This is a genomic window from Citrobacter sp. Cpo065, assembly GCF_030332805.1.
Lineage (GTDB): Bacteria > Pseudomonadota > Gammaproteobacteria > Enterobacterales > Enterobacteriaceae > Citrobacter > Citrobacter portucalensis.
This window is the reverse complement of record NZ_JAOWHC010000029.1, coordinates 487,948-512,969: the sequence shown is the minus strand read 5'-3', so window position 1 is coordinate 512,969 and position 25,022 is coordinate 487,948. Positions and strand designations below refer to the sequence as shown.

General features: G+C 55.0%; 24 protein-coding genes and 1 riboswitch. Of the genes, 8 read left to right on the top strand and 16 right to left on the bottom strand.

Annotated features, from left to right (window positions below):
- Positions 1 to 47: 47 nt before the first annotated feature.
- Genes OGY68_RS08450 through OGY68_RS08440 form a run of 3 tightly spaced genes read left to right on the top strand, consistent with a single transcriptional unit; the run spans position 48 to position 3,009 of the window.
- Complete coding sequence (locus OGY68_RS08450; protein WP_057066507.1) at positions 48 to 809, top strand: endonuclease/exonuclease/phosphatase family protein; 762 nt, start codon at positions 48 to 50, stop codon at positions 807 to 809.
- Positions 806 to 2,047 carry a cardiolipin synthase ClsB gene (gene clsB / locus OGY68_RS08445; RefSeq protein WP_008784192.1) on the top strand — a complete coding sequence of 414 codons (1,242 nt, stop codon included), beginning with the start codon at positions 806 to 808 and terminating at the stop codon, positions 2,045 to 2,047. The genes OGY68_RS08450 and clsB overlap by 4 nt, the downstream gene beginning before the upstream one ends.
- Positions 2,047 to 3,009 (top strand): lysylphosphatidylglycerol synthase domain-containing protein, encoded by a 963-nt coding sequence (locus OGY68_RS08440; protein WP_057066506.1) that lies wholly within the window; start codon positions 2,047 to 2,049, stop codon positions 3,007 to 3,009. The genes clsB and OGY68_RS08440 overlap by 1 nt, the downstream gene beginning before the upstream one ends.
- 100 nt (positions 3,010 to 3,109) lie before the next feature.
- On the opposite strand, the gene OGY68_RS08435 is transcribed toward OGY68_RS08440, so the two are convergent.
- The 6 genes from OGY68_RS08435 to moaA all read right to left on the bottom strand — a co-directional run bounded on the left by OGY68_RS08435 (position 3,110) and on the right by moaA (position 6,557).
- Entirely contained in the window at positions 3,110 to 3,814 is a 705-nt protein-coding gene (locus OGY68_RS08435) for a Bax inhibitor-1/YccA family protein (protein WP_003831536.1), read from the bottom strand.
- 41 nt (positions 3,815 to 3,855) lie between these two features.
- A complete protein-coding gene (moaE, locus tag OGY68_RS08430) occupies positions 3,856 to 4,308 on the bottom strand; it encodes a molybdopterin synthase catalytic subunit MoaE (protein ID WP_008784190.1) in 453 nt (150 codons plus the stop codon).
- Position 4,309: 1 nt separating this feature from the next.
- Positions 4,310 to 4,555, bottom strand: a complete 246-nt coding sequence (gene moaD / locus OGY68_RS08425) for a molybdopterin synthase sulfur carrier subunit (protein ID WP_003831530.1) — start codon at positions 4,553 to 4,555, stop codon at positions 4,310 to 4,312.
- Complete coding sequence (gene moaC / locus OGY68_RS08420) at positions 4,548 to 5,033, bottom strand: cyclic pyranopterin monophosphate synthase MoaC (protein WP_003035188.1); 486 nt, start codon at positions 5,031 to 5,033, stop codon at positions 4,548 to 4,550. Before moaC ends, moaD begins: the two co-directional genes overlap by 8 nt.
- A gap of 2 nt (positions 5,034 to 5,035) precedes the next feature.
- Positions 5,036 to 5,548, bottom strand: coding sequence for a molybdenum cofactor biosynthesis protein B (gene moaB, locus OGY68_RS08415; protein ID WP_003035187.1), 513 nt, complete (start codon positions 5,546 to 5,548; stop codon positions 5,036 to 5,038).
- A gap of 19 nt (positions 5,549 to 5,567) precedes the next feature.
- On the bottom strand, positions 5,568 to 6,557 hold the full coding sequence (gene moaA, locus OGY68_RS08410) for a GTP 3',8-cyclase MoaA (RefSeq protein ID WP_149617946.1): 990 nt from the start codon (positions 6,555 to 6,557) through the stop codon (positions 5,568 to 5,570).
- Positions 6,545 to 6,690, bottom strand: a riboswitch (molybdenum cofactor riboswitch). Its footprint overlaps the gene before it by 13 nt.
- Before the next feature lie 329 nt (positions 6,691 to 7,019).
- Here moaA and yvcK point away from each other — a divergent pair.
- Complete coding sequence (gene yvcK / locus OGY68_RS08405; RefSeq protein WP_003831525.1) at positions 7,020 to 7,928, top strand: uridine diphosphate-N-acetylglucosamine-binding protein YvcK; 909 nt, start codon at positions 7,020 to 7,022, stop codon at positions 7,926 to 7,928.
- 121 nt (positions 7,929 to 8,049) lie between these two features.
- Here yvcK and uvrB read toward each other — a convergent pair whose 3' ends face one another.
- Positions 8,050 to 10,071, bottom strand: a complete 2,022-nt coding sequence (uvrB, locus tag OGY68_RS08400; protein WP_003831523.1) for an excinuclease ABC subunit UvrB — start codon at positions 10,069 to 10,071, stop codon at positions 8,050 to 8,052.
- A gap of 768 nt (positions 10,072 to 10,839) precedes the next feature.
- On the opposite strand from uvrB, the gene OGY68_RS08395 reads away from it, so the two are divergent.
- Positions 10,840 to 11,562 carry an ABC transporter ATP-binding protein gene (locus tag OGY68_RS08395; protein WP_057066504.1) on the top strand — a complete coding sequence of 241 codons (723 nt, stop codon included), beginning with the start codon at positions 10,840 to 10,842 and terminating at the stop codon, positions 11,560 to 11,562.
- On the opposite strand, the gene bioD is transcribed toward OGY68_RS08395, so the two are convergent.
- The 4 genes from bioD to bioB are packed head-to-tail and all read right to left on the bottom strand — an operon-like array spanning position 11,528 to position 15,152.
- Positions 11,528 to 12,226, bottom strand: a complete 699-nt coding sequence (gene bioD, locus OGY68_RS08390; RefSeq protein WP_057066503.1) for a dethiobiotin synthase — start codon at positions 12,224 to 12,226, stop codon at positions 11,528 to 11,530. The two genes, OGY68_RS08395 and bioD, sit on opposite strands and share 35 nt — an antisense overlap.
- Positions 12,219 to 12,974 carry a malonyl-ACP O-methyltransferase BioC gene (bioC, locus tag OGY68_RS08385; protein ID WP_057066502.1) on the bottom strand — a complete coding sequence of 252 codons (756 nt, stop codon included), beginning with the start codon at positions 12,972 to 12,974 and terminating at the stop codon, positions 12,219 to 12,221. The genes bioD and bioC overlap by 8 nt, the downstream gene beginning before the upstream one ends.
- Positions 12,958 to 14,115, bottom strand: a complete 1,158-nt coding sequence (bioF, locus tag OGY68_RS08380; protein WP_057066501.1) for an 8-amino-7-oxononanoate synthase — start codon at positions 14,113 to 14,115, stop codon at positions 12,958 to 12,960. Before bioF ends, bioC begins: the two co-directional genes overlap by 17 nt.
- Complete coding sequence (gene bioB / locus OGY68_RS08375) at positions 14,112 to 15,152, bottom strand: biotin synthase BioB (RefSeq protein WP_008784180.1); 1,041 nt, start codon at positions 15,150 to 15,152, stop codon at positions 14,112 to 14,114. The genes bioF and bioB overlap by 4 nt, the downstream gene beginning before the upstream one ends.
- A gap of 76 nt (positions 15,153 to 15,228) precedes the next feature.
- Between bioB and bioA the strand changes: the two genes are divergently transcribed.
- Positions 15,229 to 16,518 carry an adenosylmethionine--8-amino-7-oxononanoate transaminase gene (gene bioA, locus OGY68_RS08370; protein ID WP_057066500.1) on the top strand — a complete coding sequence of 430 codons (1,290 nt, stop codon included), beginning with the start codon at positions 15,229 to 15,231 and terminating at the stop codon, positions 16,516 to 16,518.
- A 57-nt stretch (positions 16,519 to 16,575) separates the two neighbouring features.
- Positions 16,576 to 17,052, top strand: coding sequence for a kinase inhibitor (locus tag OGY68_RS08365; RefSeq protein ID WP_008784178.1), 477 nt, complete (start codon positions 16,576 to 16,578; stop codon positions 17,050 to 17,052).
- A gap of 95 nt (positions 17,053 to 17,147) precedes the next feature.
- On the opposite strand, the gene hutH is transcribed toward OGY68_RS08365, so the two are convergent.
- The 5 genes from hutH to hutI form a co-directional block, all read right to left on the bottom strand.
- The gene (hutH, locus tag OGY68_RS08360; RefSeq protein ID WP_111465897.1) at positions 17,148 to 18,668 is read right to left on the bottom strand and encodes a histidine ammonia-lyase; all 1,521 of its coding nucleotides are present in this window, start codon (positions 18,666 to 18,668) and stop codon (positions 17,148 to 17,150) included.
- Between the two features lies 1 nt (position 18,669).
- Complete coding sequence (gene hutU, locus OGY68_RS08355; protein ID WP_286616942.1) at positions 18,670 to 20,355, bottom strand: urocanate hydratase; 1,686 nt, start codon at positions 20,353 to 20,355, stop codon at positions 18,670 to 18,672.
- A gap of 136 nt (positions 20,356 to 20,491) precedes the next feature.
- Complete coding sequence (locus tag OGY68_RS08350) at positions 20,492 to 21,211, bottom strand: histidine utilization repressor (RefSeq protein WP_057066497.1); 720 nt, start codon at positions 21,209 to 21,211, stop codon at positions 20,492 to 20,494.
- An 87-nt stretch (positions 21,212 to 21,298) separates the two neighbouring features.
- The gene (hutG, locus tag OGY68_RS08345) at positions 21,299 to 22,240 is read right to left on the bottom strand and encodes a formimidoylglutamase (protein WP_057066496.1); all 942 of its coding nucleotides are present in this window, start codon (positions 22,238 to 22,240) and stop codon (positions 21,299 to 21,301) included.
- Positions 22,237 to 23,460 (bottom strand): imidazolonepropionase, encoded by a 1,224-nt coding sequence (gene hutI, locus OGY68_RS08340; RefSeq protein ID WP_057066495.1) that lies wholly within the window; start codon positions 23,458 to 23,460, stop codon positions 22,237 to 22,239. The genes hutG and hutI overlap by 4 nt, the downstream gene beginning before the upstream one ends.
- Before the next feature lie 224 nt (positions 23,461 to 23,684).
- On the opposite strand from hutI, the gene OGY68_RS08335 reads away from it, so the two are divergent.
- The gene (locus OGY68_RS08335) at positions 23,685 to 24,968 is read left to right on the top strand and encodes a putative acyl-CoA thioester hydrolase (protein WP_057066515.1); all 1,284 of its coding nucleotides are present in this window, start codon (positions 23,685 to 23,687) and stop codon (positions 24,966 to 24,968) included.
- The last annotated feature ends 54 nt before the right edge of the window (positions 24,969 to 25,022 follow it).

Sequence of the window (25,022 nt, the reverse complement as noted above, 5' to 3'; positions counted from 1 at the left end):
CGACGACTACACTATTTTATTTAGGAAGTGACGCCACCGGGAGGTCCATGAGCGGATCGAGAGTTCAATTTTCATTCAATGTGCTCACCATTAATACTCACAAAGGGTTCACTGCCTTCAACCGGCGTTTTATTTTGCCTGAGCTACGGGAAGCCGTAAGAACCGTCGGCGCAGACATTGTGTGTCTGCAGGAAGTCATGGGAGCGCACGAAGCGCATTCGCTGCACATTGAGAACTGGCCGGATACCAGCCACTACGAATTTCTGGCGGACACGATGTGGAGCGACTTCGCCTACGGGCGTAACGCCGTGTACCCGCAGGGACATCACGGTAATGCAGTGCTGTCGCGGTATCCCATTGAGCATTATGAAAATCGTGATGTGTCAGTCGGCGCGAGTGAAAAGCGCGGAGTCCTTTACTGCCGCATAGTACCGCCAATGCTCTCCCTCCCCATTCATGTGATGTGTGTGCATCTCGGCCTACGTGAAGCTCACCGCCAGGCTCAGCTCTCGATGCTGGCAGACTGGGTTAACGCCCTGCCCAACGCGGAGCCCGTGGTGATTGCTGGAGATTTTAACGACTGGCGACAAACGGCCAATCGCCCGTTGAAAGCCAAAGCTGGCCTTGACGAGATTTTTACCCGCGCCCACGGTCGCCCGGCGCGAACGTTTCCAGTGCAGTTTCCCCTGCTGCGCCTGGACAGGATCTATGTGAAAAACGCGAATGCCAGTACCCCAACGACGCTTGCGCTGCGTCACTGGCGACATTTGTCCGATCATGCCCCCCTGAGTGCGGAGATTCATTTATGAAATATGGCTGGCGTGAAGGCAATCAAATTCAACTGCTGGAAAACGGCGATCAATTCTACCCCGCCGTCTTTGACGCCATTGAGCAGGCACAGCAAAAAATTATCCTTGAGACTTTTATCTGGTTTGAAGATGCGGTAGGAAAACAGCTGCATGCCGCGTTGCTCGAAGCCGCCCGACGAGGAATCAAAGCAGAGGTGCTGCTGGATGGCTACGGCTCGCCGGATCTGAGCGATAGTTTTGTTGAAGAGCTGACCGTAGCCGGTGTTGTTTTCCGCTACTACGATCCGCGTCCGCGTCTTTTTGGAATGCGCACCAATCTCTTTCGCCGTATGCATCGAAAAATAGTGGTCATTGATGACCGTGTTGCCTTTGTCGGCGGCATCAATTACTCCGCTGAACATATGTCGGATTACGGCCCGGAGGCCAAGCAGGATTACGCCGTGCGCGTTGAAGGTCCAGTCGTTGCTGACATTCTGAACTTTGTACTGGAAAACCTGCCCGGGCAAAGCGCCGTACGACGCTGGTGGCGACGTCATCACCGGGCAATTGACAATCATCGACCCGGCGAAGCGCAGGCGCTGTTTGTCTGGCGCGATAACGAAGAGCATCGCGATGATATTGAACGCCACTATCTTAAAATGCTGACCCAGGCCCGGCGGGAAGTGATCATTGCCAATGCCTATTTCTTTCCCGGTTATCGCCTGCTGCATGCCCTGCGTAAAGCAGCACGACGCGGCGTTCGGGTAAAACTCATTGTGCAGGGTGAACCGGATATGCCGATTGTGAAAGTGGGTGCCCGCCTGCTGTACAACTATCTGGTTAAAGGTGGTGTCCATGTCTACGAATACCGCCGTAAACCTCTGCATGGCAAAGTGGCGCTGATGGACGATCACTGGGCGACGGTGGGCTCCAGCAATCTTGATCCGCTGAGCCTGTCACTGAATCTGGAAGCGAATCTGATTATTCATGACCGCACGTTTAACCAGACCCTGCGCGACAACCTGAACCCTATTATTGCGCAGGACTGCAAGCGGGTAGATGAATCCATGCTGCCAAAACGCACCTGGTGGAACCTGACTAAAAGCGTGTTGGCCTTCCACTTTTTACGCCACTTCCCGGCGCTGGTCGGCTGGCTTCCGGCGCATACCCCGCATCTGGCCGAGGTAGAGCCGCCCGCGCAGCCCGCTCTGGAAACTCAGGACCGTATACAAACTGAGGATGCAGGAGGGAAATCCTGATGGCAAAAAATCACCGACGCTGGCGGTTAGCGAAAAAGATCCTCACATGGTTATTTTTTATTGCGGTGATCGTGTTGCTGGTCGTTTATGCCAGCAAAGTCAACTGGCAGGAAGTGTGGACGGTAATTCGCGATTACAACCGGATCGCCCTGCTCAGCGCCGTGGGGTTGGTGATCGTCAGTTATTTACTTTACGGTTGTTATGATCTGCTCGGGCGCTACTACTGCGGACACAAGCTGGCAAAACGCCAGGTCATGTTGGTGTCGTTTATCTGTTACGCGTTCAACCTGACGTTAAGCACCTGGGTGGGTGGTATTGGGATGCGATATCGGCTCTACTCGCGTCTCGGGTTGCCGGGGGGCACAATAACGCGGATTTTTTCGCTGAGCATTACCACTAACTGGCTGGGCTATATTCTGCTGGGCGGTTTTATATTTACCTTCGGCGTCGTCGAACTGCCCGCTCACTGGTATATCGATGAAGGCACATTGCGCATTTTAGGCATAGCGCTGCTGCTTATTATTGTTGTTTATCTGTGGTTTTGCACCTTCGCTAAACATCGTCACATCACCATCAAGGGCCAAAAGCTGGTGCTCCCCTCCTGGAAATTTGCCCTCGCGCAGATGGCGATATCCGGGACTAACTGGATGGTTATGGGGGCGATTATCTGGTTGTTGCTGGGTCAGAATATTAACTATTTCTTCGTGCTTGGCGTGCTGCTGGTAAGCAGTATTGCCGGGGTTATTGTGCATATTCCGGCAGGGATCGGCGTGCTGGAGGCGGTTTTTATGGCGCTGCTGGCGGGAGAGAATACGTCTCAGGGCACGATCATTGCTGCCCTGCTCGCGTATCGCGTGCTGTACTATTTTATTCCGCTACTGCTGGCGCTGTTGTGTTATTTGCTGTTGGAGAGTCGGGCGAAAAAGCTGCGGGTAAAAAACGAGAAGGCGATGGCGAAATGATGGTGCTTATAGTGCCGGATGCGGCTTAACGCCTTATCCGGCCTACTTTCGATACACAACTGTAGGCCGGATAAGCGCAGCGCCATCCGGCAACAGACAATTAACGACGATTGCCGAAAATACGCAGCAGCATCAGGAACAGGTTGATGAAGTCCAGATACAGCGTTAAGGCCCCAAGAATCGCGTATTTACGCAGATTGGAGCTGTCTCGCAGGTCGATCTGCTCACCGATATTTTTCAGCTTCTGCGTGTCATAGGCGGTCAGACCGACAAACACTATCACCCCGATATAGGTCACCGCCCACATCAGCGCTTCGCTCTTCAGCCAGAAGTTAACCAGCGAAGCCAGCACAATACCGATCAGCGCCATAAACAGCATATTGCCGAAGCCGCTCAGATCGCGCTTGGTGGTGTAGCCATACAAACTCATGATCCCGAACATCCCGCCAGTGACCACGAAGGTGCTGGCGATAGACGAGTAGGTATAGACAATAAAGATGCTTGATAGCGTCAACCCGGTTAATGCCGAATAGAGCATAAACAGCGTGGTCGCCATACCCGCGCTCAGCCTTTGCACCATGCCGGACAGAACAAACACCAGCGCCAGTTGAGCGATGATCAGGCCAAAGAAGGTGATTTTGCTGGAGAAGACAAACATCATCACCGCGGGCGTATTTGCCGCATACCAGGCGATAAACGCCGTCAGCAATAGTCCGCAGGTCATCCAGCCGTACACCTGCGCCATATACGTTTGCAGGCCGGAACGGGCCTGTACAATAGAATCGGATCGTGGGAATCGGTCCATGACAATCTCCTGAATCAGTATGAGCCTACAACAATTGTACTCTACCAGCGTTTTGCTGCTAGCTTATCACTGTCGCGGGCATCAACCCAGCGCTCACCTTCCGGCGTGGCCTCGCGCTTCCAGAACGGCGCGCGGGTTTTCAGGTAATCCATAATGAACTGCCCGGCATCAAACGCGCTGCTGCGATGCGCGCTGGTCACGCCAACAAAAACGATCTCGTCACCCGGCCACAGTTCGCCAATGCGATGGATCACCGTCACCCGACCCAGCGGCCAGCGCGAACGCGCTTCGTCGACAATCTCCGCCAGCGCTTTTTCGGTCATTCCCGGATAGTGTTCCAGCGTTAACGCCTTAACGCTGTCACCGAGATTGTGATTGCGGACTTTACCGGTGAAAGTGACTACCGCGCCGTCTTCATCGCGCTCTGCCAGCCAGGGATACTCATCCCCAACGCTGAACGGCGCATGGCCAACAACAATTCGCGTTTCAGCCATTTTAGCCTCCGGTTACCGGCGGGAAGAAAGCGACTTCATCACCCGCGTTAAGAGGATGGTCAAAACTGACCAGCGTCTGATTCACCGCCGCCAGCAGCTTGCCGTCTTCCAGCGCCAGCGCCCAGCGATCGCTTTGCGCCGCCAGATGCTTGCGCAGCGCTTCTACCGTTGCAAACTCTGCGGCAACTTCTAACGCATCGGTGTTCACCAGTTCCCGTACCTGAGCAAAGAAAAGAACCTTAATCATGCGCATCCACCTTAAAATCACCCGATTTGCCGCCGCTTTTTGCCAGCAAACGCACCGGACCAATCACCATATCCTTTTGCACCGCTTTGCACATATCGTAGATGGTCAACGCCGCCACGGAGGCTGCCGTTAACGCTTCCATTTCAACGCCGGTTTTACCGGTCAGGCGACACAGCGTTTCAATACGTACGCGATTGTGCTCCGGCTCGGCGTGCAAATTGACTTCGACCTTGCTCAACATCAGTGGGTGACACAGTGGGATAAGATCCCAGGTCCGTTTGGCAGCCTGAATACCGGCAATACGCGCCGTGGCGAAAACATCACCCTTATGGTGACTGCCGTCGATGATCATCGCCAGCGTTTCGCTACGCATGGTTACAAATGCTTCTGCACGCGCCTCGCGTACGGTTTCCGCTTTGGCGGAGACATCCACCATATGCGCTTCGCCAGCGGCGTTAATATGAGTCAGTTGCGACATACTTATTTCTTCAAATGTGGGTGGAAATTACACGGACGCGTACGGGCATCAAGCTGCGGCGCAATGATATTTTCCCAGGCAGTACGACACGCTTTGGTCGAACCCGGCATGGCAAAAATCAGCGTTTTATTGGCCACCCCGGCAATCGCGCGGGATTGCAGCGTCGCGGTGCCAATCTCTTCAAACGACAGCATACGGAATACTTCGCCAAACCCTTCGACTTCTCTGTCGAACAGCGGTTGCAGCGCTTCCGGCGCCTGGTCCCCTTCGGTTAAGCCAGTGCCACCGGTAATGAGCACCACCTGTACATCGTCACTGGCAATCCAGGCAGAAACCTGGGCGCGGATGGCGTAGCGGTTCTCTTTGACAATCGCCTTATCGACAATCTGATGACCCGCTTCTTGCGCCGAGTCACGCAGATAATGGCCGGAGGTGTCATCTTCTTCGCCGCGACGGTTGGAAACAGTAAGAATAGCAATGCGTGTCGGGATAAATTCAGCGCTTACCTGACTCATGAAAAACTCCTTTTAGCGATCAGCCGCCAATGTAAGATAAGTTTTGCGTAATACCGGTATTGTTCTGATGCAGGAAATGGGTCTGCTTTTTCTCCAGCAGCGCGGCTGAAATACGTTCTTCCAGCGCCGGTTGCTGAGCATCGTCTTCCAGCAAATCACGCAGGCTTACGCCGCCTTCACCAAATAAACACAGATGAAGCTTGCCGACAGAGGAAACGCGCAGACGATTACAGGTGGCGCAGAAGTCTTTCTCATAAGGCATGATCAGACCAATTTCGCCAACATAATCAGGATGACAGAAAACCTGAGCCGGGCCGTCGCTACGCTGTCGGATCTGGTGGATCCAGCCGCGACGCAGCAGCTCATCGCGCAGTACCTGTCCGGAAATATGGTGTTTACGGAAGAGAGAGCTGCCCTCGCCCGTTTCCATCAGTTCAATAAAACGCAGTTGGATTGGTCGAGGTTGGATCCACGCCAGGAAGGTGTCCAGTTGATGATGGTTTACGTCGCGCATCAGCACGGTGTTGACTTTCACTTTTTCAAAACCGGCATCAAAGGCGGCATCAATGCCTGCCATCACCTGCTGAAACTTGTCCTGTCCGGTAATGGCGTGAAACTGACGGGCGTCGAGGCTGTCGACGCTGACGTTGAGCGCGGTCAGTCCGGCATCGCGCCAGGCGGCGGCATCGCGCGCCAGACGATAACCATTAGTGGTTACCGCAATCTGGCGGATGGCGGCGTTTTCGCGCACGGCGGCGATAATGTCAGTGAAGTCGCGACGCAGTGAAGGTTCGCCCCCCGTCAGACGCACTTTTTCGGTTCCCAGACTGGCGAACGCACGCGTGACACGGCGAATTTCATCAACGGTTAAAAAGCCGTTATTGGTGACCCCGCCGGGCTTATAGCCATCCGGCAGGCAGTAGGTGCAACGAAAGTTACACACATCGGTAATCGACAAACGTAAGTAGTAAAACTTACGTGCGAAAGCATCGGTAAGTTGAGAGCCCATGTACACCTTTCCAAATACGGGAGACGTAGTCATTTCTTCCTGCGCCCTGGTGACAAACTTTTTCAAGTCTTGTCACGGCCAAAGCACCGTATCATTTGACCCAGGTGCAGAGGCTAGAGTGTTTATACTCATCATACTTCGAGTTGCAGATGCGTTGGCTTACGGCAACTCAAATTTTTAAGAGTACTTTGTGGTTATGCCGATACTAGCGTGTAAATGGCGCTTTTGCCATGTACACTTTCGCTGTATAAATATGTATATAGCGACATGATCGTGCAATTTCGCTACAGAATAAGCAAAAATCACAGTTTTGCATTGATATACATCATCTTGCCATCAGGTGAGTGTCGTCAGAAAGGAGTAGATCGCAGAAAAAAATTACGGCAGATGCCGACTGGATAATTGCTGAAAACACGCTATTTACGTTACTGTAGCGCCGATCAATTGATATCAGGAAAATATATGCGCACTCGCACGCTGGCAGATTTGGACCGCGTTGTCGCTCTCGGCGGAGGGCATGGATTAGGACGCGTTCTCTCCTCTCTTTCCCCATTAGGTTCCCGCCTGACGGGTATCGTCACCACCACCGATAACGGCGGGTCGACAGGTCGTATTCGTCGCTCTGAAGGAGGGATTGCCTGGGGAGACATGCGTAACTGTCTGAACCAGTTAATTACCCAACCCAGCGTTGCATCCGCTATGTTTGAGTATCGTTTTGGCGGTAATGGCGAACTTTCCGGGCATAACCTCGGAAATCTGATGTTAAAGGCGCTCGATCACCTCAGCGTGCGGCCTCTGGAAGCTATCAATTTAATTCGTAGCCTGCTGAAAGTTGACGCACATTTAATTCCGATGTCGGAGCTGCCGGTGGATCTGATGGCCATTGATGACCAGGGACACGAAGTTTATGGCGAAGTGAATATCGATCAGCTCACCGTCCCACCTCAGGAACTGATGCTTTCGCCAAAAGTCCCGACTACACGGGAGGCCGTTGAGGCTATCGCTGAAGCGGATTTAATTTTGATAGGCCCCGGCAGTTTTTACACCAGCCTGATGCCGATTCTTTTACTCGATGAAATGTCACAGGCATTACGTCGCACACCGGCTCCGATGGTCTACATAGGCAATCTTGGACGCGAATTAAGCCTGCCAGCAGCCAGCCTGACGCTTAGCGATAAGCTGGCCATTATTGAACAGTACGTCGGGAAGAAAGTGATTGATGCGGTGGTTGTGGGGCCGAAAGTGGATGCTTCCGCCGTTACCGACCGCGTTGTGATCCAGGAAGTGCTGGAAGCCAGCGATATTCCCTACCGTCATGACCGCCAGCTATTGCATAGTGCGCTGGAGAAAGCGGTGCAGGCGCTGGGCTGAACGGATTTGCCTGATGCGCTGCGCTTATCAGGCCTACAAAACGATTTGCTCCGGCATCCGGCCTACGTACGCTATCTACCCCGTAGGTCGGATAAGGGTTTACCCCGCATCCGACACAGCCTTACGATGCCGCAATAAACAACTCGCGCAACTGATGCAACTGGTCACGGATTGTCGCGGCCTCTTCAAACTCGAGATTCTGCGCGTGTTGCATCATCTGCCCTTCCAGCTCGTGAATCTTCTGCTGCAGCGCTTTTGGCGTCATATCCAGTTCGACAACCTCAGACTTCGCGCCTGCGCGTGACTTCCCTTTGCCTTTCGCTTTGGTCTTCGCAATATTCTGCCCCAGCGCCAGAATATCGACCACTTTCTTGTTCAGCCCCTGCGGCGTAATACCGTGTTCTTCGTTATAGAGCTGCTGCTTCTCACGGCGACGTTCGGTTTCACCAATCGCTTTAGCCATAGAGGCGGTAATTTTATCGCCGTATAGAATCGCCTTACCGTTGATGTTACGCGCCGCACGACCGATGGTCTGAATAAGCGACCGTTCAGAACGCAGGAACCCTTCTTTGTCTGCGTCCAGAATCGCCACCAGGGAGACCTCAGGCATGTCCAGACCTTCACGTAGCAGGTTGATACCCACCAGCACGTCAAACTCGCCCAGACGCAGGTCACGAATGATTTCCATACGTTCCACGGTATCGATGTCAGAGTGCAGATAACGCACCCGTTCACCGTGCTCTTCAAGATACTCGGTGAGATCCTCCGCCATCCGTTTGGTGAGCGTGGTGACCAGCACACGTTCGTTAATCGCCGCACGGGTGCGGATCTCAGATAGCAGATCGTCAACCTGAGTCGCCACCGGGCGCACCTCAATGACCGGATCCAGCAGGCCGGTCGGTCTTACGACCTGATCGACCACTTCATCACCAGATTTCTCCAGCTCATAGTTGCCCGGCGTCGCCGAAACATAGATAGTTTGCGGGGCCAGCGCTTCAAACTCTTCAAATTTAAGCGGACGGTTATCCAGCGCCGACGGCAGACGGAATCCGTATTCGACCAGGGTTTCTTTACGCGCCCGGTCACCGCGATACATGCCGCCAATTTGCGGGATAGTCACGTGAGATTCATCCACCACCAGCAGGCCATCGGCAGGCAGGTAATCAAACAGCGTCGGCGGCGGCTCGCCCGGACCACGCCCAGACAGATAGCGGGAATAGTTTTCAATCCCCGAGCAGTAACCCAGCTCGTTCATCATTTCCAGATCGAACTGGGTACGCTGACTTAAGCGCTGTTCTTCCAGCAGTTTGTTATTTGCCAACAGGACTTTTCGCCGCTCTGCCAGCTCAACTTTAATTTCTTCCATCGCCTGTACAATACGTTCGCGCGGCGTCACGTAGTGCGTTTTAGGATAGATGGTAAAGCGCGAAATAGTGGATTCGACCTGCCCGGTAAGCGGGTCAAACAACGACAAACGTTCGACCTCTTCATCAAACAGTTCCACGCGCAACGCGATGTCGTCAGATTCCGCCGGGAATATGTCGATCACTTCACCGCGCACGCGGAAGGTCCCGCGCTGGAATGCCTGATCGTTACGAGTATATTGCAGCTCCGCCAGACGACGCAGGATCGCGCGCTGGTCGATAATCATCCCCACCGTCAGGTGCAGCATCATTTTCAGGTATAGATCCGGGTCACCCAGACCATAAATCGCGGAAACCGACGCCACGACGACGACATCCCGTCGCTCAAGCAACGCTTTGGTTGCTGACAGACGCATCTGCTCAATGTGTTCGTTAACCGAAGCATCCTTCTCGATGAAGGTGTCAGAACTTGGCACGTAGGCTTCCGGCTGATAATAGTCGTAGTAGGAGACGAAATACTCCACCGCGTTATCCGGGAAGAACTCTTTCATCTCACCGTACAACTGCGCGGCAAGCGTCTTATTGGGGGCCAGCACCATGGTAGGGCGCTGTAGGTCCGCAATCACGTTCGCGATGGTGAATGTTTTCCCCGACCCCGTCACCCCCAGCAGCGTCTGATGCGCCAGACCATCCTCCAGACCTTCTTCCAGGCGACGTATCGCCTCAGGCTGATCGCCAGAGGGTTTAAAAGCGGAATTTAGTTTGAACGGTTTACTCATGAGCAGCTACCTGAAGCAATGGGCGGGCAGGTGTGTAATTTTACTCGCAGCAGTATATTTTGCCAGTAAAATATACTGGATGAAAAAACAGTAGCGCGCCAGAATATTTCTGTTACGCCAGCAAAATGGCCGTGACTACAGGCTAAAATTTGTCCGCAGGCGAGATAAAACACCAGCAAAAATGTGTTATCCCCAAACCAATGACTTTTTTAACATTTGTCAAGCTACCCGATGAAAGTTTTGTGGCAACACATGACACTTCTGCGACAGCCATTGCATTTATCTAACACACTGTAATTTAATGACTATTATCTCAAGCCGTCTTTCGCATCAATTTAGTCGCAGGCCGCGTCTTCTCTCGCTTACCTTGTGTTTTCTAACTCTAATACACAAGGTTATCCACAGGAATAGTGGATAACTGCCTCCAGCCCGTACGGACTGTAGCCTGGCAAAAACGTCCTGATGATCTTTTCTGGTGGGATAAAAAAAAATTATCGCTATTTTTTGATATTTATCAGCTAACGAAGCGACCTGGGATGGCCGAGATCTTGCTCGCATTTTCATCATTTTCCTGCCTGCACCATCACAACGCCACCAGGCACTGACAATGTGCACACTGCGGCGCTCATCCACAACAAGCCGGATACCGCAACCCGCTCAATACGCTATTCTGCTGTATTTTCCCCTAATTCCGCTTCTGGCAAGAGATTTGCAGTTTTCTCCCGACCATCAGCCCGCAAGGCGGATATCATCATGAGGGAGAAATCTATGTTGAGTCTTCGTGCAGTGAATCACTATTACGGTAATCAACACTCGCTTTGGGATGTCGATCTCGACCTGTTGCCCGGTAAATGTACCGCCGTGCTGGGTCTTCCAGGGATGGGAAAAACCACGCTGGCCAATTGCATCACAGGCAATTTACCGATTGAGAGCGGAACCATGTTCTGGCATCAGGCTGGCGCACCACCTTGCGATCTGCTTCAGATTCCGGCGGCAAAGCGCATTGCGCTGGGTATTAACTGTGTATCGCAGGAACGGCGAATTTTTTCGCAGCTGACGGTAGAGGAAAATCTGCACATTGCGCGCCAGGCGGTCGAGGAAAGCGAAGCGATGAACAGCAGCGATATTTACCGCCTGTTTCCGCAGCTGTTTGTACTGCGTCAGGCCAAAGGGGTGGCATTGTCAGAGGAAAATCAGCACCTGCTTGCACTCGCCAGTGCGCTGGTCACTCGCCCGCGCCTGCTGATCCTCGATGAGCCGACGCGAGGAAGTGGCCAGGCGTATATCCACAAATTGGGGAATCTGATTGTGAGGCTAAGCCAGGAGCTTGGCATCGCCATTATGCTCGCGGAGCAGAGCCTGCCGTTTATTCGTCGGGTCGCCGACTGCTATTGCTTGTTACATCGTGGCCGCAACGTGGCTCAAGGACAAATAACACAATTCAGCGACCCGCTAATCAACGACTGGTGGATGCCAGAGACAAAACGCTAAGATCGATATAACGACCAGTCGATGCTCGTTCCGGCTCTTCTGCCAGCCAGGGAATTTCCCCCAATAGCGGAGCCGCAAGCGCACGCTTTAGCGTCGCCATATATTCAGCATGACGCTTGCCGGGTGGCAGCACATCATTGGCAACCCATCCGGCGAGCGTCAGCCCCGCCTGTTGCACCGCCTGGGCGGTCAAAATGGCATGATTGATACAACCGAGCTTAACGCCAACCACCAGAATCACCGGCAGTTGTTCCGCTTTTACCCAGTCAGAAAAACTCAGCGTTGGTGAAAGTGGCGTAAACCATCCGCCTGCGCCTTCCACCAATACCCAGTCAGCTTGCTCTTCAAGCAAGCGTAAACCCGCAGACATCACTGAAGCCTGAATGGGGCGTCCTTCGTCAGCACTGATGATATGCGGTGAGGTAGGTTCGGCGAAGGTATACGGATTGATGGCCGCATAATCCACTGCCACAACGCTGTTGCGCTGTAGAGCCAGCGCATCGCTGTTTCGTAGACCTTCAGCCGTCATTTCACTGCCTGACGCCACCGGCTTATAGCCGACCGTTCGCAACCCCAACTGTCCCGCAGCCTGAAGCAACGCACAGCTGGCGATAGTTTTACCTACTTCGGTGTCCGTCCCGGTGACAAAATATGTGTTAGTCACGTTGAATTACTCCCAAAAAAAGATGATAGGTCAGCGGATATTTACCCTGCTGACAGGGCCAGGCGAGCTGTAACTGGCGCAACTGCGAGCGGGTCAGCACACGCTGCTCGCGTCCATCATGCAAATGCGTCGCGCCAATGCCCTTCAGCGAGCGCATGGCGCTCAGTGCATCATCAAACCACAGCGTGACGGCATGAGACTGGTATTCAACGTCCCAGCCGCACAGAGCGTTTTCCAGTTGCTCCACGGGCAAAAAACGGTTGGCATGCTCTCGGTCATCAACTGCTCGCCACGCCTGACGAAGTTCCGGCATCGACCCTTGCGCCAGCGTACTAAACGCCACCGCCCCGCCAGGACGCACCACCCGGTATAGCTCGCGTAACGCGCCGCGCAGGTCGTTGCACCACTGCACGGCCAGATTGCTCCAGGCCAGGTCGAAAGTGGCAGCGGCCTGCGGAATGGCTTCGATATCCGCCAGCAGATAGTGATGGGCGACATCGTGACGCTGCGCTTGCGTAAGCATTTGCGCCGACAGATCCAGCGCACAGACCTCGCTCCCCTGCTCCCGCCAGTAACGACTCATACGCCCAGGCCCACAGCCCGCGTCCAAAACCCGTGAGAACGCCCGGTCATTGAGTTGCGCCAGTAACGCATCGGCGCTCTGACGCTGAAGCTCCGCATGTTGCTCATAGTGCGTGGCCGCGCGACCAAACGCAGCGGCAATCGCCTGCTTATTGACCTGCGCCATGCAGCACCTCCAGTAAGTTGTCGATATCCTGGACTTCATGCGCCTGGGTCAGCGTAATCCGCAGCCTGGCCGTCCCAACCGGCACCGTCGGTGGACGAATCGCCGTCACCCAGCACCCCTGTTGCCGTAACGTCTGTGCCAGTTGCAAGGCTTTATGATTGTCGCCAACGATCAGCGGTTGAATAGCGCTGTCTGAATGTGCCAGCGTCAAATCCGTAGTATTCACCCCTGCGCGAAAACGCTGGATCAGCATCGCCAGCTTTTCTCTGCGCTCATCGCCTTCGCGGCTGCGGATCACCGCCAGCGCGGCGCGCAAGGCCTGAGCCTGGGCTGGCGGCATGCTGGTGCTATAGATCAGATGACGGGCAAACTGCAGCAGATAGTCGGCCACGCTATCAGAACACAGGATCGCCGCACCGCTGACGCCGAACCCTTTGCCAAATGTCACCACCAACAGCTCAGGTTTCACCTGCTGTCGGGAGCACGAACCACGCCCTTCCTCACCGCTTACGCCAATCCCATGCGCATCATCCACCAGCAGCCACGCGCCCTGCCGTTTCGCCACCGAGTGGATTTCTGCCAGCGGCGCGCTGTCGCCATCCATGCTGAACACGCCTTCGGTGACCACCAGCTGCTGCCCCGGACAGGGGGCTGTCAGCAGACGATCCAGATGTTGCGAGTCGTTATGAGTAAAGCGACGTAACACGGCTGGGCTAAGACTGGCAGCCTCCAGCAGCGAGGCATGGCTGAGCCTGTCGGCAACAATCTTGTCATCTTTTCCCATCAGTGCGGCAATGACCGCCTGATTGGCGGCAAAACCAGAGATGAACAACAGCGCCCGGGAATAGCCGAGCCACTGCGCCAGCTCTTCTTCCAGCGCCTGATGAGCAACGGAATAACCGCTGACATGGCCCGAGCCGCCACTGCCGACGCCAAAATGCTCAGCCCCCTGCTGCCACGCGCAGATAATCTGCGGATGGTGGCTTAAGCCGAGGTAGTCGTTGCTGGAGAAATTCAGATACTGGCGACCGTCGGCCTGCAGCCAGCGCCCGGCACCCTGCATCACCGCATAGCGCTGACGCAACGCATCAGCACGACGACGCGTTGTTAGCGCATCGTCAATTTTTTGCTGCCAGGTCATACGGTTGCCGCGTTGTAGTAATCGTCGGTATCCGGGGTACGCAGCGCCTGTTCCAGACGTTGTTGCTGTTCGTTATCGCCCGCCAGTACCGCCGTTTGCTGCGGGTTAAGACCCAGCTTGCGAAATAACAGCAAATCTTTATCTTCGTTCGGGTTCGGAGTGGTCAGCAGTTTGCAGCCGTAGAAAATCGAGTTGGCCCCGGCCATAAAGCACATCGCCTGGGTTTGTTCGTTCATCTGCTCGCGCCCGGCAGAAAGACGCACGTATGAGGTCGGCATCATGATACGCGCCACGGCGATAGTACGAATAAAATCAAAAGCATCTACGTCGTCGTTATCGGCAAGCGGCGTGCCCTTCACTTTCACCAGCATGTTGATCGGCACACTTTCCGGCGGCGTCGGCAGATTCGCTAATTGCAGCAGCAGACCCGCGCGGTCGGTCACCGTTTCGCCCAGCCCAACAATCCCGCCGGAGCAAACTTTAATGCCCGCCTCGCGCACTTTATCCAGCGTATCCAGGCGCTCCTGGTACGAGCGGGTGGTGATGATATTGCCGTAAAATTCCGGCGAGGTGTCGAGGTTGTGGTTGTAGTAGTCCAGACCCGCATTGGCCAGGCGCTGGGCCTGAGATTCGTCCAGCGTGCCCAGCGTCATACAGGCTTCCAGCCCCAGTTCTTTCACGCCCTGAACCATTTGTTCCAGGTACGGCATATCGCGCTCATGCGGGTTCTTCCACGCCGCGCCCATGCAAAACCGCGTTGAACCGGCCTGCTTCGCCTTACGTGCCGAGTCCAGTACCTGTTCAACCTCCATCAACCGTTCCGTTTCCAGACCGGTTTTATAGCGGGAGCTTTGCGGGCAGTATTTGCAATCTTCCGGGCAAGCACCGGTCTTAATCGACAGCAGCGTACTAACTTGTACCTGCTGCGGATCGAAATGCTGACGATGAACCTGCTGCGCTTCAAACAGCAGATCCAACAGCGGTTTTTCAAATAATTCGGTGACTTGCGACATTGTCCAGCGAGAAGAATGAGCCATATTGGTATACGTTTCGTTGTTAGTTTGGTGTAGACTCGTAAACCTAAATCTTTTTAATTTGGTTTACAAGTCGATTATGACAACGGACGATCTTGCGTTTGACCAACGCCATATCTGGCACCCATACACCTCCATGACCTCCCCGTTGCCGGTTTATCCGGTTGCGCGTGCCGAAGGTTGCGAACTGATCTTAGCCAGCGGTGAGAAGCTGATTGACGGCATGTCATCCTGGTGGGCGGCAATCCACGGTTACAATCACCCGCAGCTGAACGCCGCGATGAAAACGCAGATTGATGCCATGTCGCATGTGATGTTTGGTGGCATTACCCATGCCCCGGCCATTGCGCTGTGCCGCCAGTTGGTGGCGATGACGCCAGAGGCACTGGAGTGCGTTTTTCTCGCGGATTCAGGGTCGGTCGCCGTAGAAGTTGCAATGAAAATGGCACTGCAATACTGGCAGGCTAAAGGCGAACCCCGCCAGCGTTTCCTGACATTTCGTAATGGTTATCATGGTGATACCTTCGGCGCGATGTCGGTCTGCGATCCTGACAACTCAATGCACAGTCTGTGGAAGGGGTACCTGCCGGAGAACCTGTTTGCCCCTGCCCCACAAAGCCGCATGGACGGCGAGTGGGACGAACTGGATATGGTGCCTTTTGCCCGTCTGATGGCCGCGCATCGCCACGAAATTGCGGCGGTGATCCTAGAGCCAATCGTACAGGGCGCTGGCGGTATGCGCATGTATCATCCCGAATGGTTAAAACGCATCCGTAAGATGTGCGACCGTGAAGGGATCCTGCTGATTGCCGATGAAATCGCCACCGGATTTGGTCGTACAGGCAAGCTGTTTGCCTGCGAGCATGCCGACATCACTCCGGACATTTTATGCCTGGGCAAAGCGTTAACCGGCGGAACGATGACCCTTTCTGCAACCCTCACCACCCGCCAGGTTGCGGAAACCATCAGCAATGGTGAAGCCGGATGCTTCATGCACGGCCCAACCTTTATGGGCAATCCGTTGGCCTGCGCCGTCGCCTCCGCCAGCCTGTCGTTAATCGAAACCGGCGAGTGGCGCGCACAAGTAGCGGCCATTGAAGCGCAACTGCGGGCAGAACTCGCCCCGGCGGTAGATTCCTGCTGGGTCGCGGACGTACGCGTGCTCGGCGCCATCGGCGTCATCGAAACCACCCATCCGGTGAATATGGCAGCGTTACAGAAGTTCTTTGTCGAACAGGGCGTGTGGATAAGACCGTTTGGCAAGCTCATCTACCTGATGCCGCCGTACATTATCCAGCCCGATCAGTTACGTCGCCTGACGCAGGCCGTGAACGAGGCTGTGCGCAATGCAACATTTTTTAGCGATTAATCAGCGGTAAGCTCTACGGTTTCTGGCTACACTTTTTGGCTAACGAGAGGAGTCAGCATGAAACTAATCAGTAACGATTTGCGCGATGGCGATAAGCTTGGGCATCGCCACGTCTTTAACGGCATGGGGTATGACGGGGATAATATTTCCCCCCACCTGGCGTGGGATGACGTACCCGCAGGAACCAAAAGCTTTGTCGTGACCTGCTTTGATCCTGATGCGCCAACCGGCTCCGGCTGGTGGCATTGGGTGGTGGTAAATCTGCCGGCTGATACCCGCGTACTCCCACAAGGATTCGGCTCCGGGCTGGTTGCGCTGCCGGATGGGGTGATTCAGACCCGTACAGATTTTGGCAAAGCCGGTTATGGCGGCGCTGCGCCGCCGAAGGGTGAAACCCACCGCTATATCTTTACGGTTCACGCCCTGGATGTGGAGCGTATTGATGTCGATGAAGGTGCCAGCGGCGCGATGGTTGGATTTAACGTCCATTTCCACTCGCTCGCCAGCGCCTCGATTACGGCGATGTTTAGCTAAGCTGTGTTGTGCCGGATGTCGGCTTCACCTCATCCGGCCTACAAAGCAGACCGTGGGCCTGATAAGACGCGTCAGCGTCGACATCAGGCAATTTTCTACAGAAATTCAGGCAGCAATTGCAGCAACGTTCCTTGCGCTAACAGCTCGGTCGCGCACTCAATATCCGGGGCAAAAAAGCGATCCTGCGTGTAGTGGGCAACCTGCTCGCGCAGCGCCTGTCGCGCCTGCTCCAGCAACGGACTGGAGGTTAACCCTTCACGCAGGTCAATCCCCTGACACGCCGCCAGCCACTCCACGGCAATCACGCCGCGCGTATTTGCTGCCATCTCCCACAGTCTGCGCCCCGCCGCCGGAGCCATAGAAACATGATCTTCCTGGTTGGCGGAGGTCGGCAAGCTGTCCACGCTGTGCGGATGCGCCAGCGCTTTGTTCTCGCTCGCCAGCGCGGCGGCGGTTACCTGAGCAATCATAAAGCCGGAGTTAACCCCGCCATTTTTCACCAGGAACGGCGGCAACTGCGACATATGTTTGTCCATCATCAGCGCAATGCGCCGCTCTGACAAAGAGCCGATTTCCGCAATCGCCAGCGCCAGATTATCTGCCGCCATCGCCACCGGTTCAGCATGGAAATTCCCACCGGAGATCACATCGCCCTCTTCGGCAAACACCAGCGGGTTGTCGGAAACCGCGTTGGCTTCAACCAGCAGAACATCCATCACCTGGCGCATTTGTGTCAGACACGCCCCCATCACCTGTGGCTGACAGCGCAGAGAATACGGGTCCTGCACCTTTTCACAGTTATGATGCGACTGCGAAAGCGCGCTAGAGTCGGTCAACACATGACGGTATAGCGTTGCAGCATCAATCTGCCCACGCTGCCCTCGCGCGGCATGAATACGGGCGTCAAACGGACGACGGGAGCCCAGCACGGCTTCTGTGGTCAGCGCCCCGCACACCGTCGCAGACGCAAACAGTTCCTGAGCTTCAATTAACCCGCGCAGTGCAAAGGCGGTGGAAGCCTGAGTGCCGTTGAGCAGCGCCAGCCCCTCTTTCGCCTCCAGCGTGATCGGCTCCAGTCCGGCCTTTTTCAGCGCGTCGGTAGCCGGGAGCCATTCCCCCTGCCAGCGCGCTTTACCTTCGCCCAGTAGCGTCAACGACATATGTGCCAGCGGCGCCAGGTCGCCCGATGCGCCCACCGACCCTTTCGCCGGGATCAGTGGATACACCTCGGCATTCACCAGCGCAATCAGCGCTTCAATCACGCTCAAACGAATGCCGGAAAAACCACGCGCCAGGCTGTTGATTTTCAGCACCATAATCAGGCGAACCATTGCGTCATCCAGCGCCTCGCCAACGCCTGCCGCATGGGAAAGCACCAGCGAACGCTGTAAATTCTGCAAATCTTCCGTGGCGATACGGGTCTGAGCCAACAGGCCAAAGCCGGTATTAATGCCATACGCCGTACGGCCTTCTGCGACAATATTATTGACGCAGGCGACGCTGGCGTTGATTGCATCAATCGCCCCGGCATCCAGGTTCAGTTTGACCGGCTGCTGCCAGATTTCACGTAGCTGGGTAAAACTCAGATGGCCCGGGGTGAGTGTCATGGTGTTCATATCAGTGTTTCTCCTGCGTCGCAGCAATCATTGGCAAATTCAGCCCTTCTTCAACGGCGCACTCCACCGCAATGTCATACCCGGCGTCGGCGTGGCGCATCACCCCGGTAGCCGGATCGTTATGTAATACCCGGGCGATGCGCGCCGCGGCCTCATCGGTACCATCGCAAACAATCACCATCCCGGCATGCTGAGAGAAGCCCATGCCAACCCCGCCGCCATGATGAAGCGACACCCAGGTTGCTCCGCTGGCGGTGTTAAGCAGCGCGTTCAACAGCGGCCAGTCGGATACGGCGTCTGAACCGTCGCGCATAGCTTCTGTTTCGCGGTTTGGGCTGGCAACAGAACCGGAGTCCAGATGATCACGGCCAATAACAATCGGCGCGGATACTTCACCGCAGCGCACCATTTCATTAAACGCCAGCCCCAGCTTTTGTCGCCACTCCAGGCCGACCCAGCAGATACGCGCTGGTAAGCCCTGGAAGTTAATCCGCTCACGCGCCATATCCAGCCAGTGATGAAGGTGCTTATCATCAGCCACGATCTCTTTCACTTTGGCATCTGTCTTATAAATATCCTGCGGATCGCCCGACAGCGCCACCCAACGGAATGGCCCTATGCCGCGACAGAACAGGGGGCGAATATAAGCAGGTACGAATCCCGGGAAATCAAAGGCATTTTCCACGCCCATCTCTTTGGCCATCTGGCGAATGTTGTTGCCGTAATCAAACGTCGGCACGCCCATTTTGCTAAACGCCAGCATCGCCTCAACGTGCGTTGCCATTGAACGTTTCGCCACCTGCACCGTGCCCTGGGGATCGGACACCGCTTTCGCCTGGTATTCTTCCCAGCTCCAGCCGGACGGCAGATAACCATGCAGCGGATCGTGGGCGCTGGTCTGGTCGGTGACCATATCCGGGCGCACACCGCGTTTCACCATTTCCGGTACAACGTCGGCGGCGTTAGCGCACAGCGCAATAGAGATCGCTTTACCCTCACGGGTATACTTGTCGATACGCGCCAGCGCGTCGTCAAGCGATGTCGCCTGCTCGTCCACGTAGCGGGTACGCAGACGGAAATCGATTCGGCTTTGCTGGCATTCAATGTTCAGCGAACAAGCGCCTGCCAGCGTAGCGGCTAACGGCTGCGCCCCGCCCATACCGCCCAGTCCGGCGGTCAGTACCCAGCGTCCGCTCAGATTCCCCTGATAATGCTGACGCCCGGCCTCAACGAAGGTTTCATAAGTCCCCTGCACGATGCCCTGGCTGCCGATGTAGATCCAGCTTCCGGCGGTCATCTGGCCGTACATCGCCAGCCCTTTGGCGTCCAGTTCGTTGAAGTGTTCCCAGGTAGCCCAATGCGGCACCAGGTTGGAGTTAGCAATCAGCACGCGCGGCGCATTGTCATGAGTTTTGAACACGCCAACCGGTTTACCGGACTGGACCAGCAGGGTCTCATCGGTCTCCAGTTTGGTCAGCGCGTTGACGATGGCGTCATAGCACTCCCAGTCCCGCGCCGCACGACCGATCCCGCCGTAAACCACCAGCTCATGCGGATTTTCCGCCACATCGGGATCCAGATTATTCATTAACATGCGCAGCGGCGCTTCGGTCAGCCAGCTTTTGGCCGTTAAGGTGGTGCCGCGTGGGGCACGAATATCCTGCTGACGATATTTGCTATGGGACATGACAGAAAACTCCTCGCGAACGTCGGATAGATAAGCAACATATACTTGTCTATACAAGTCATCGCAAGGATGATTTTAACAATTAGGATACATTTTTATTATATTGCGTCAGCAATCACGGTTTTCATGTCCTGTATCAGGACATAAACCGTCCTTGCAGGCGATAGCGGGAACCTGGAAACAGCAAGCGGGCATGAGAGACTATGGACGACGCAGACCAGGTCTTACGACGAATCAGCAGGCAGGGATCGTGTTCTTTAATATTCAGCAGCGCGCACTCTTCAGCGCTGGCACGTACCGCTTCAACAATATGCTCACCTTCCGTTAAAGGGGCTATCAACGACAGGTATGCGTGCGGTGTAGTCTGGCTGTAATCCTGCGCCAGATACTCCGGCACAATTTCAGCATTCACGCAGCGATCTTCTATCTGTACCGGCAGGTCGTTCTCGTAGTGCACCATGACAGAGTGAAAAATGGAGGTGCCTTCTTTGACATTTAACACCAAAGCCTGCTGGGCGTTGGCCTGGGTTTTTTCCAGCGTCAGCACTTCGCACCTGTACTGATGCTGACGGGCGTTGATTTCATCCGCGATGCTGCGGATTTCAAACAGTGCGGACTGGCCTTTGGGCTCGGCGACAAACGTCCCCACGCCCTGCAAACGCACCAGTAAACCTTCATCCGTTAACTCACGTAGCGCCCGGTTGATGGTCATGCGGCTGAAACCATACTGCGCCACCAGTTCTGCCTCAGACGGAATGCGATCGTGAGGCTGCCAGATACCGCTGGCAATTTTTTCGCTGATCTCCTGTTTGACCTTTTCGTAAAAAGGAGCCGGAGCAGAACGGGATGGGAGCATGCGTGAGCCTTCCTTAAGCTGAAAATGTGAGTGGGTAGAGTTTACAGGCATTACCCGAGCCTGATAAGCGCAACGCCATCAGGTATATCAGTGCCACCAGTGGGCGATTTGCCAGCCTAATCGCGCCGCCACGCGTGCTGCTCTGCCATCATCGTCAAAGCGTGGATTAAATTCAACCATATCCACCGCCAGGAGTTTACCGCTACGACACAGAGGCTCAATCAGTCTCAGCAGCGTCGCCAACGGTACGCCAAGCGCGGCGGGGGCCGACACGCCGGGCATTTCCCACACCGGCAGCACGTCGAGGTCGATTGTCAGATAGATGACATCCAGATTGGCAATGAACTGCGCTAACTGCGCCTGCGCCGTATCACAATGCAGATCCTCCACCACGGTAACACCGAGCCGCTGGGCCTCATCCCACAACGCCAGGGTGTTTGCCGCCCGACTAACGCCGATACAGGCATAGTGAAATTCACGCTGCTGTTCATCGCAAAGCTGCGCCAACTGGCGAAATGGCGTACCGGATGTAGCTTGTTCAGCTTTGCGCAAATCGAGATGCGCATCGAAGTTGACTATCCCCACTTTCGCCTGCGGGAACGCATCCAGTACGCCAGCGCCGTGTGCAAAGGCGGTTTCATGTCCTCCGCCCAAAACAAAGGTACGCATGTTCTCGTGCTGACAGCGCTGTACCGCATTACGTAACGCCTGCTGCGCGCCCTCAAGATCGGGAGCCTGCGCCACAATATTTCCCAGATCCACCAGCCGATTGTGCCCATCGTGGCTGGCTAAATTCGCCAGCACCTTGCGCAGCTCATCGGGCGCTCCCGCGGCGCCCGTGCGCCCCTGATTACGTTTAACGCCTTCGTCGCAGGCAAACCCGAGCAACGCTATCTGCTCGCGGTACATTTCTGGGCTAAACGTCTGGCTCAGGGTGATAGTCTGAAACATGCGCAGCGCATTCGGCGATTCGGCGCGGTCATCACGTCCCTGCCACAGCGCAGGTGAGGCTGGTTGCCAGTTGGTCATGCTATTTGTCCTTTGAATACGCGTTGGTAGAGCGGATTGCGCCCGGGTTCATACAGGATCTCGACCGGGAGGGTTGCATCCCACACCACAAAATCGGCCACAAACCCGGCCTTCAATTGACCGTGGGTGGCATGACGCCCCAGCGCCCGGGCCGCATGACGGGTTACGCCCGCCCATGCTTCTTCCGGCGTTAGGCCAAACTGAACGCAGGCCATATTCATCGCCCAGTGCAGGCTGATAAACGGACTGGTACCGGGGTTAAAATCTGTCGCTACCGCCATCGGTACCTGATATTGACGCAGCAACGCTACCGGTGGGCGCTGCTGCTCTTTGAGGAAATAGAATGCGCCGGGCAGCAGCACGCCGACCGTACCGCTTTGGCTCATCGCCGCCACGCCCGCTTCATCGAGGTATTCAATATGATCGGCGGATAGTCCGTGGTAGCGGCTTATCAACTGTGCGCCGCCAAGCAATGACAGTTGTTCGACATGGCCTTTAATCGGGATGTCCAGCGCCTGTGCAGCCTGAAACACCCGCTCGCTCTGCGCCAACGAAAAACCAACGCTTTCACAGAACAGGTCGACGGTCTCAAACAGCCCTTGTTCCCACAATTGCGGCAAAATGGTCTCACACACCAGCGTAATATAGCCGTCAGGATCATCCCGGTATTCCGCTGGAGTTGCATGCGCGGCCAACAGCGTCGGGCTGATTTCAACGATACTCTCTGCCGCCAGCGCTGCCACCACGCGCAATATTTTCTCTTCTGTCGGCAAATCCAGGCCGTAGCCGGATTTTATTTCCAGCAGCGTAACACCTTCTTTGATCAGTTGTTCCATCCGCTGATGAGCTACGTGTAAGAGTTGTTCATCCGTGGCGCTGCGGGTCGCCGATACGGTGGCATTGATCCCCCCACCCTGAGCGCTTATCTGCTGGTAGGAGACACCATTTAGCCGCTGCTCCCACTCACCTGCGCGGTTTCCGCCAAAGACCAGATGCGTATGGCAATCAATCAGGCCTGGCGTAATCAGCCTGCCCTGCATATCAAGAGTATTGTCATGCGTGAGATATAACGATGATTCCGGGACGATATCGCGAATCTTGCCCTGGCGGACGATCAGCGCGTGACCGTCCAACAGCCCATATGGGGTACCACGTTCAGGGTCCATAGTCGCCAGACGAACATTGCGCCAGATAACATCATCAGGGAAGAATTGCTGCATTCGACTCACCACTTGTCATAGGTTGTATAGACATTTATTTTTGATTATAGAGATGTTGTCAACCTGAAGAACCATAATTGTTATCTATTTGTGATATAAAGACTCTCCGCGCCAGACATTGCTGCGATAAAAAACAACTTTTTACCTTTTCGCCTTCCCGTTTCGCTCAACTTAGTATAAAAAAGCAGGCTTTAATGGATAACTTTCAAAGCCCGGAGCAACCTGTGAACATATCATCAGTTTCCCGTCTGGCGCTGGCAATGGCTTTTGGCGTGACGCTGACCGCCTGTAGCTCTACGCCGCCCGATCAAATTCCTTCCGATCAAACCGCGCCAGGAACCTCTTCGCGCCCAATTTTGTCGGCCAATGAAGCGAAAAACTTCGTTACTGCGCACTATTTTTCCGCGCTGACGCCAAACACCGCGCCGTGGAGCCCTTCTTCTATTTCTCTGCCTGCACAGCCTGACTTCGTCGTTGGCCCGGCAGGGACTCAGGGCGTCACCCATACCAGCATTCAGGCCGCTGTTGATGCAGCAATCATCAAACGTACTAACAAACGTCAGTACATCGCGATTATGCCGGGCGAGTATCAGGGTACGGTATACATTCCGGCAGCAACGGGTAGCCTGACGCTGTACGGTATGGGCGAAAAACCGCTGGATGTAAAAATCGGCCAGGCCATTGACGGTGACATGAGCACCGCAGACTGGCGTCGTACGGTGAACCCGGGCGGTAAATACATGCCGGGTAAACCTGCGTGGTATATGTTTGATAATTGCCAGAACAAACGTGGCGCAAATATTGGCGTGATGTGTTCCGCCGTCGTCTGGTCGCAAAATAACGGTCTGCAATTGCAAAACCTGACCATCGAGAACAACCTCGGTGACAGCGTTGATGCGGGCAACCACCCGGCCGTTGCGCTGCGTACCGATGGCGATAAAGTGCAGATTAACAAGGTTAACATCCTGGGCCGCCAGAATACCTTCTTCGTGACCAACAGCGGCGTGCAAAACCGTCTGGAAAACGATCGTCAGCCGCGTACGCTGGTTACCAACAGCTACATTGAAGGCGATGTGGATATTGTGTCCGGTCGCGGTGCAGTGGTGTTCGATAACACCGAATTCCGTGTAGTGAATTCCCGTACCCAGCAGGAAGCCTATGTGTTCGCACCGGCTACCCTGTCAAACATCTACTACGGTTTCCTGGCTATCAATAGCCGCTTCACGGCAAGTGGTGATGGCGTGGCGCAACTGGGCCGTTCGCTGGATGTCGATTCCAACACTAACGGTCAGGTCGTGATTCGTGACAGCGTAATTAACGAAGGCTTTAACATGGCAAAACCATGGGCTGACAGCGTTATCGCAAAACGCCCGTTTGCCGGTAATACCGGTGCGGAAGATGACAAAGGTGAAATCCAGCGTAACCTGAACGACACCAACTTCAACCGTATGTGGGAATACAACAACCGCGGTATCGGTAGCAAAGTGGTTGCTGAACCTAAGCAGTAAACGTCATTCTCTGATGTAAACCCGGCAGATTCATGCTCTGCCGGGCAATGTGCC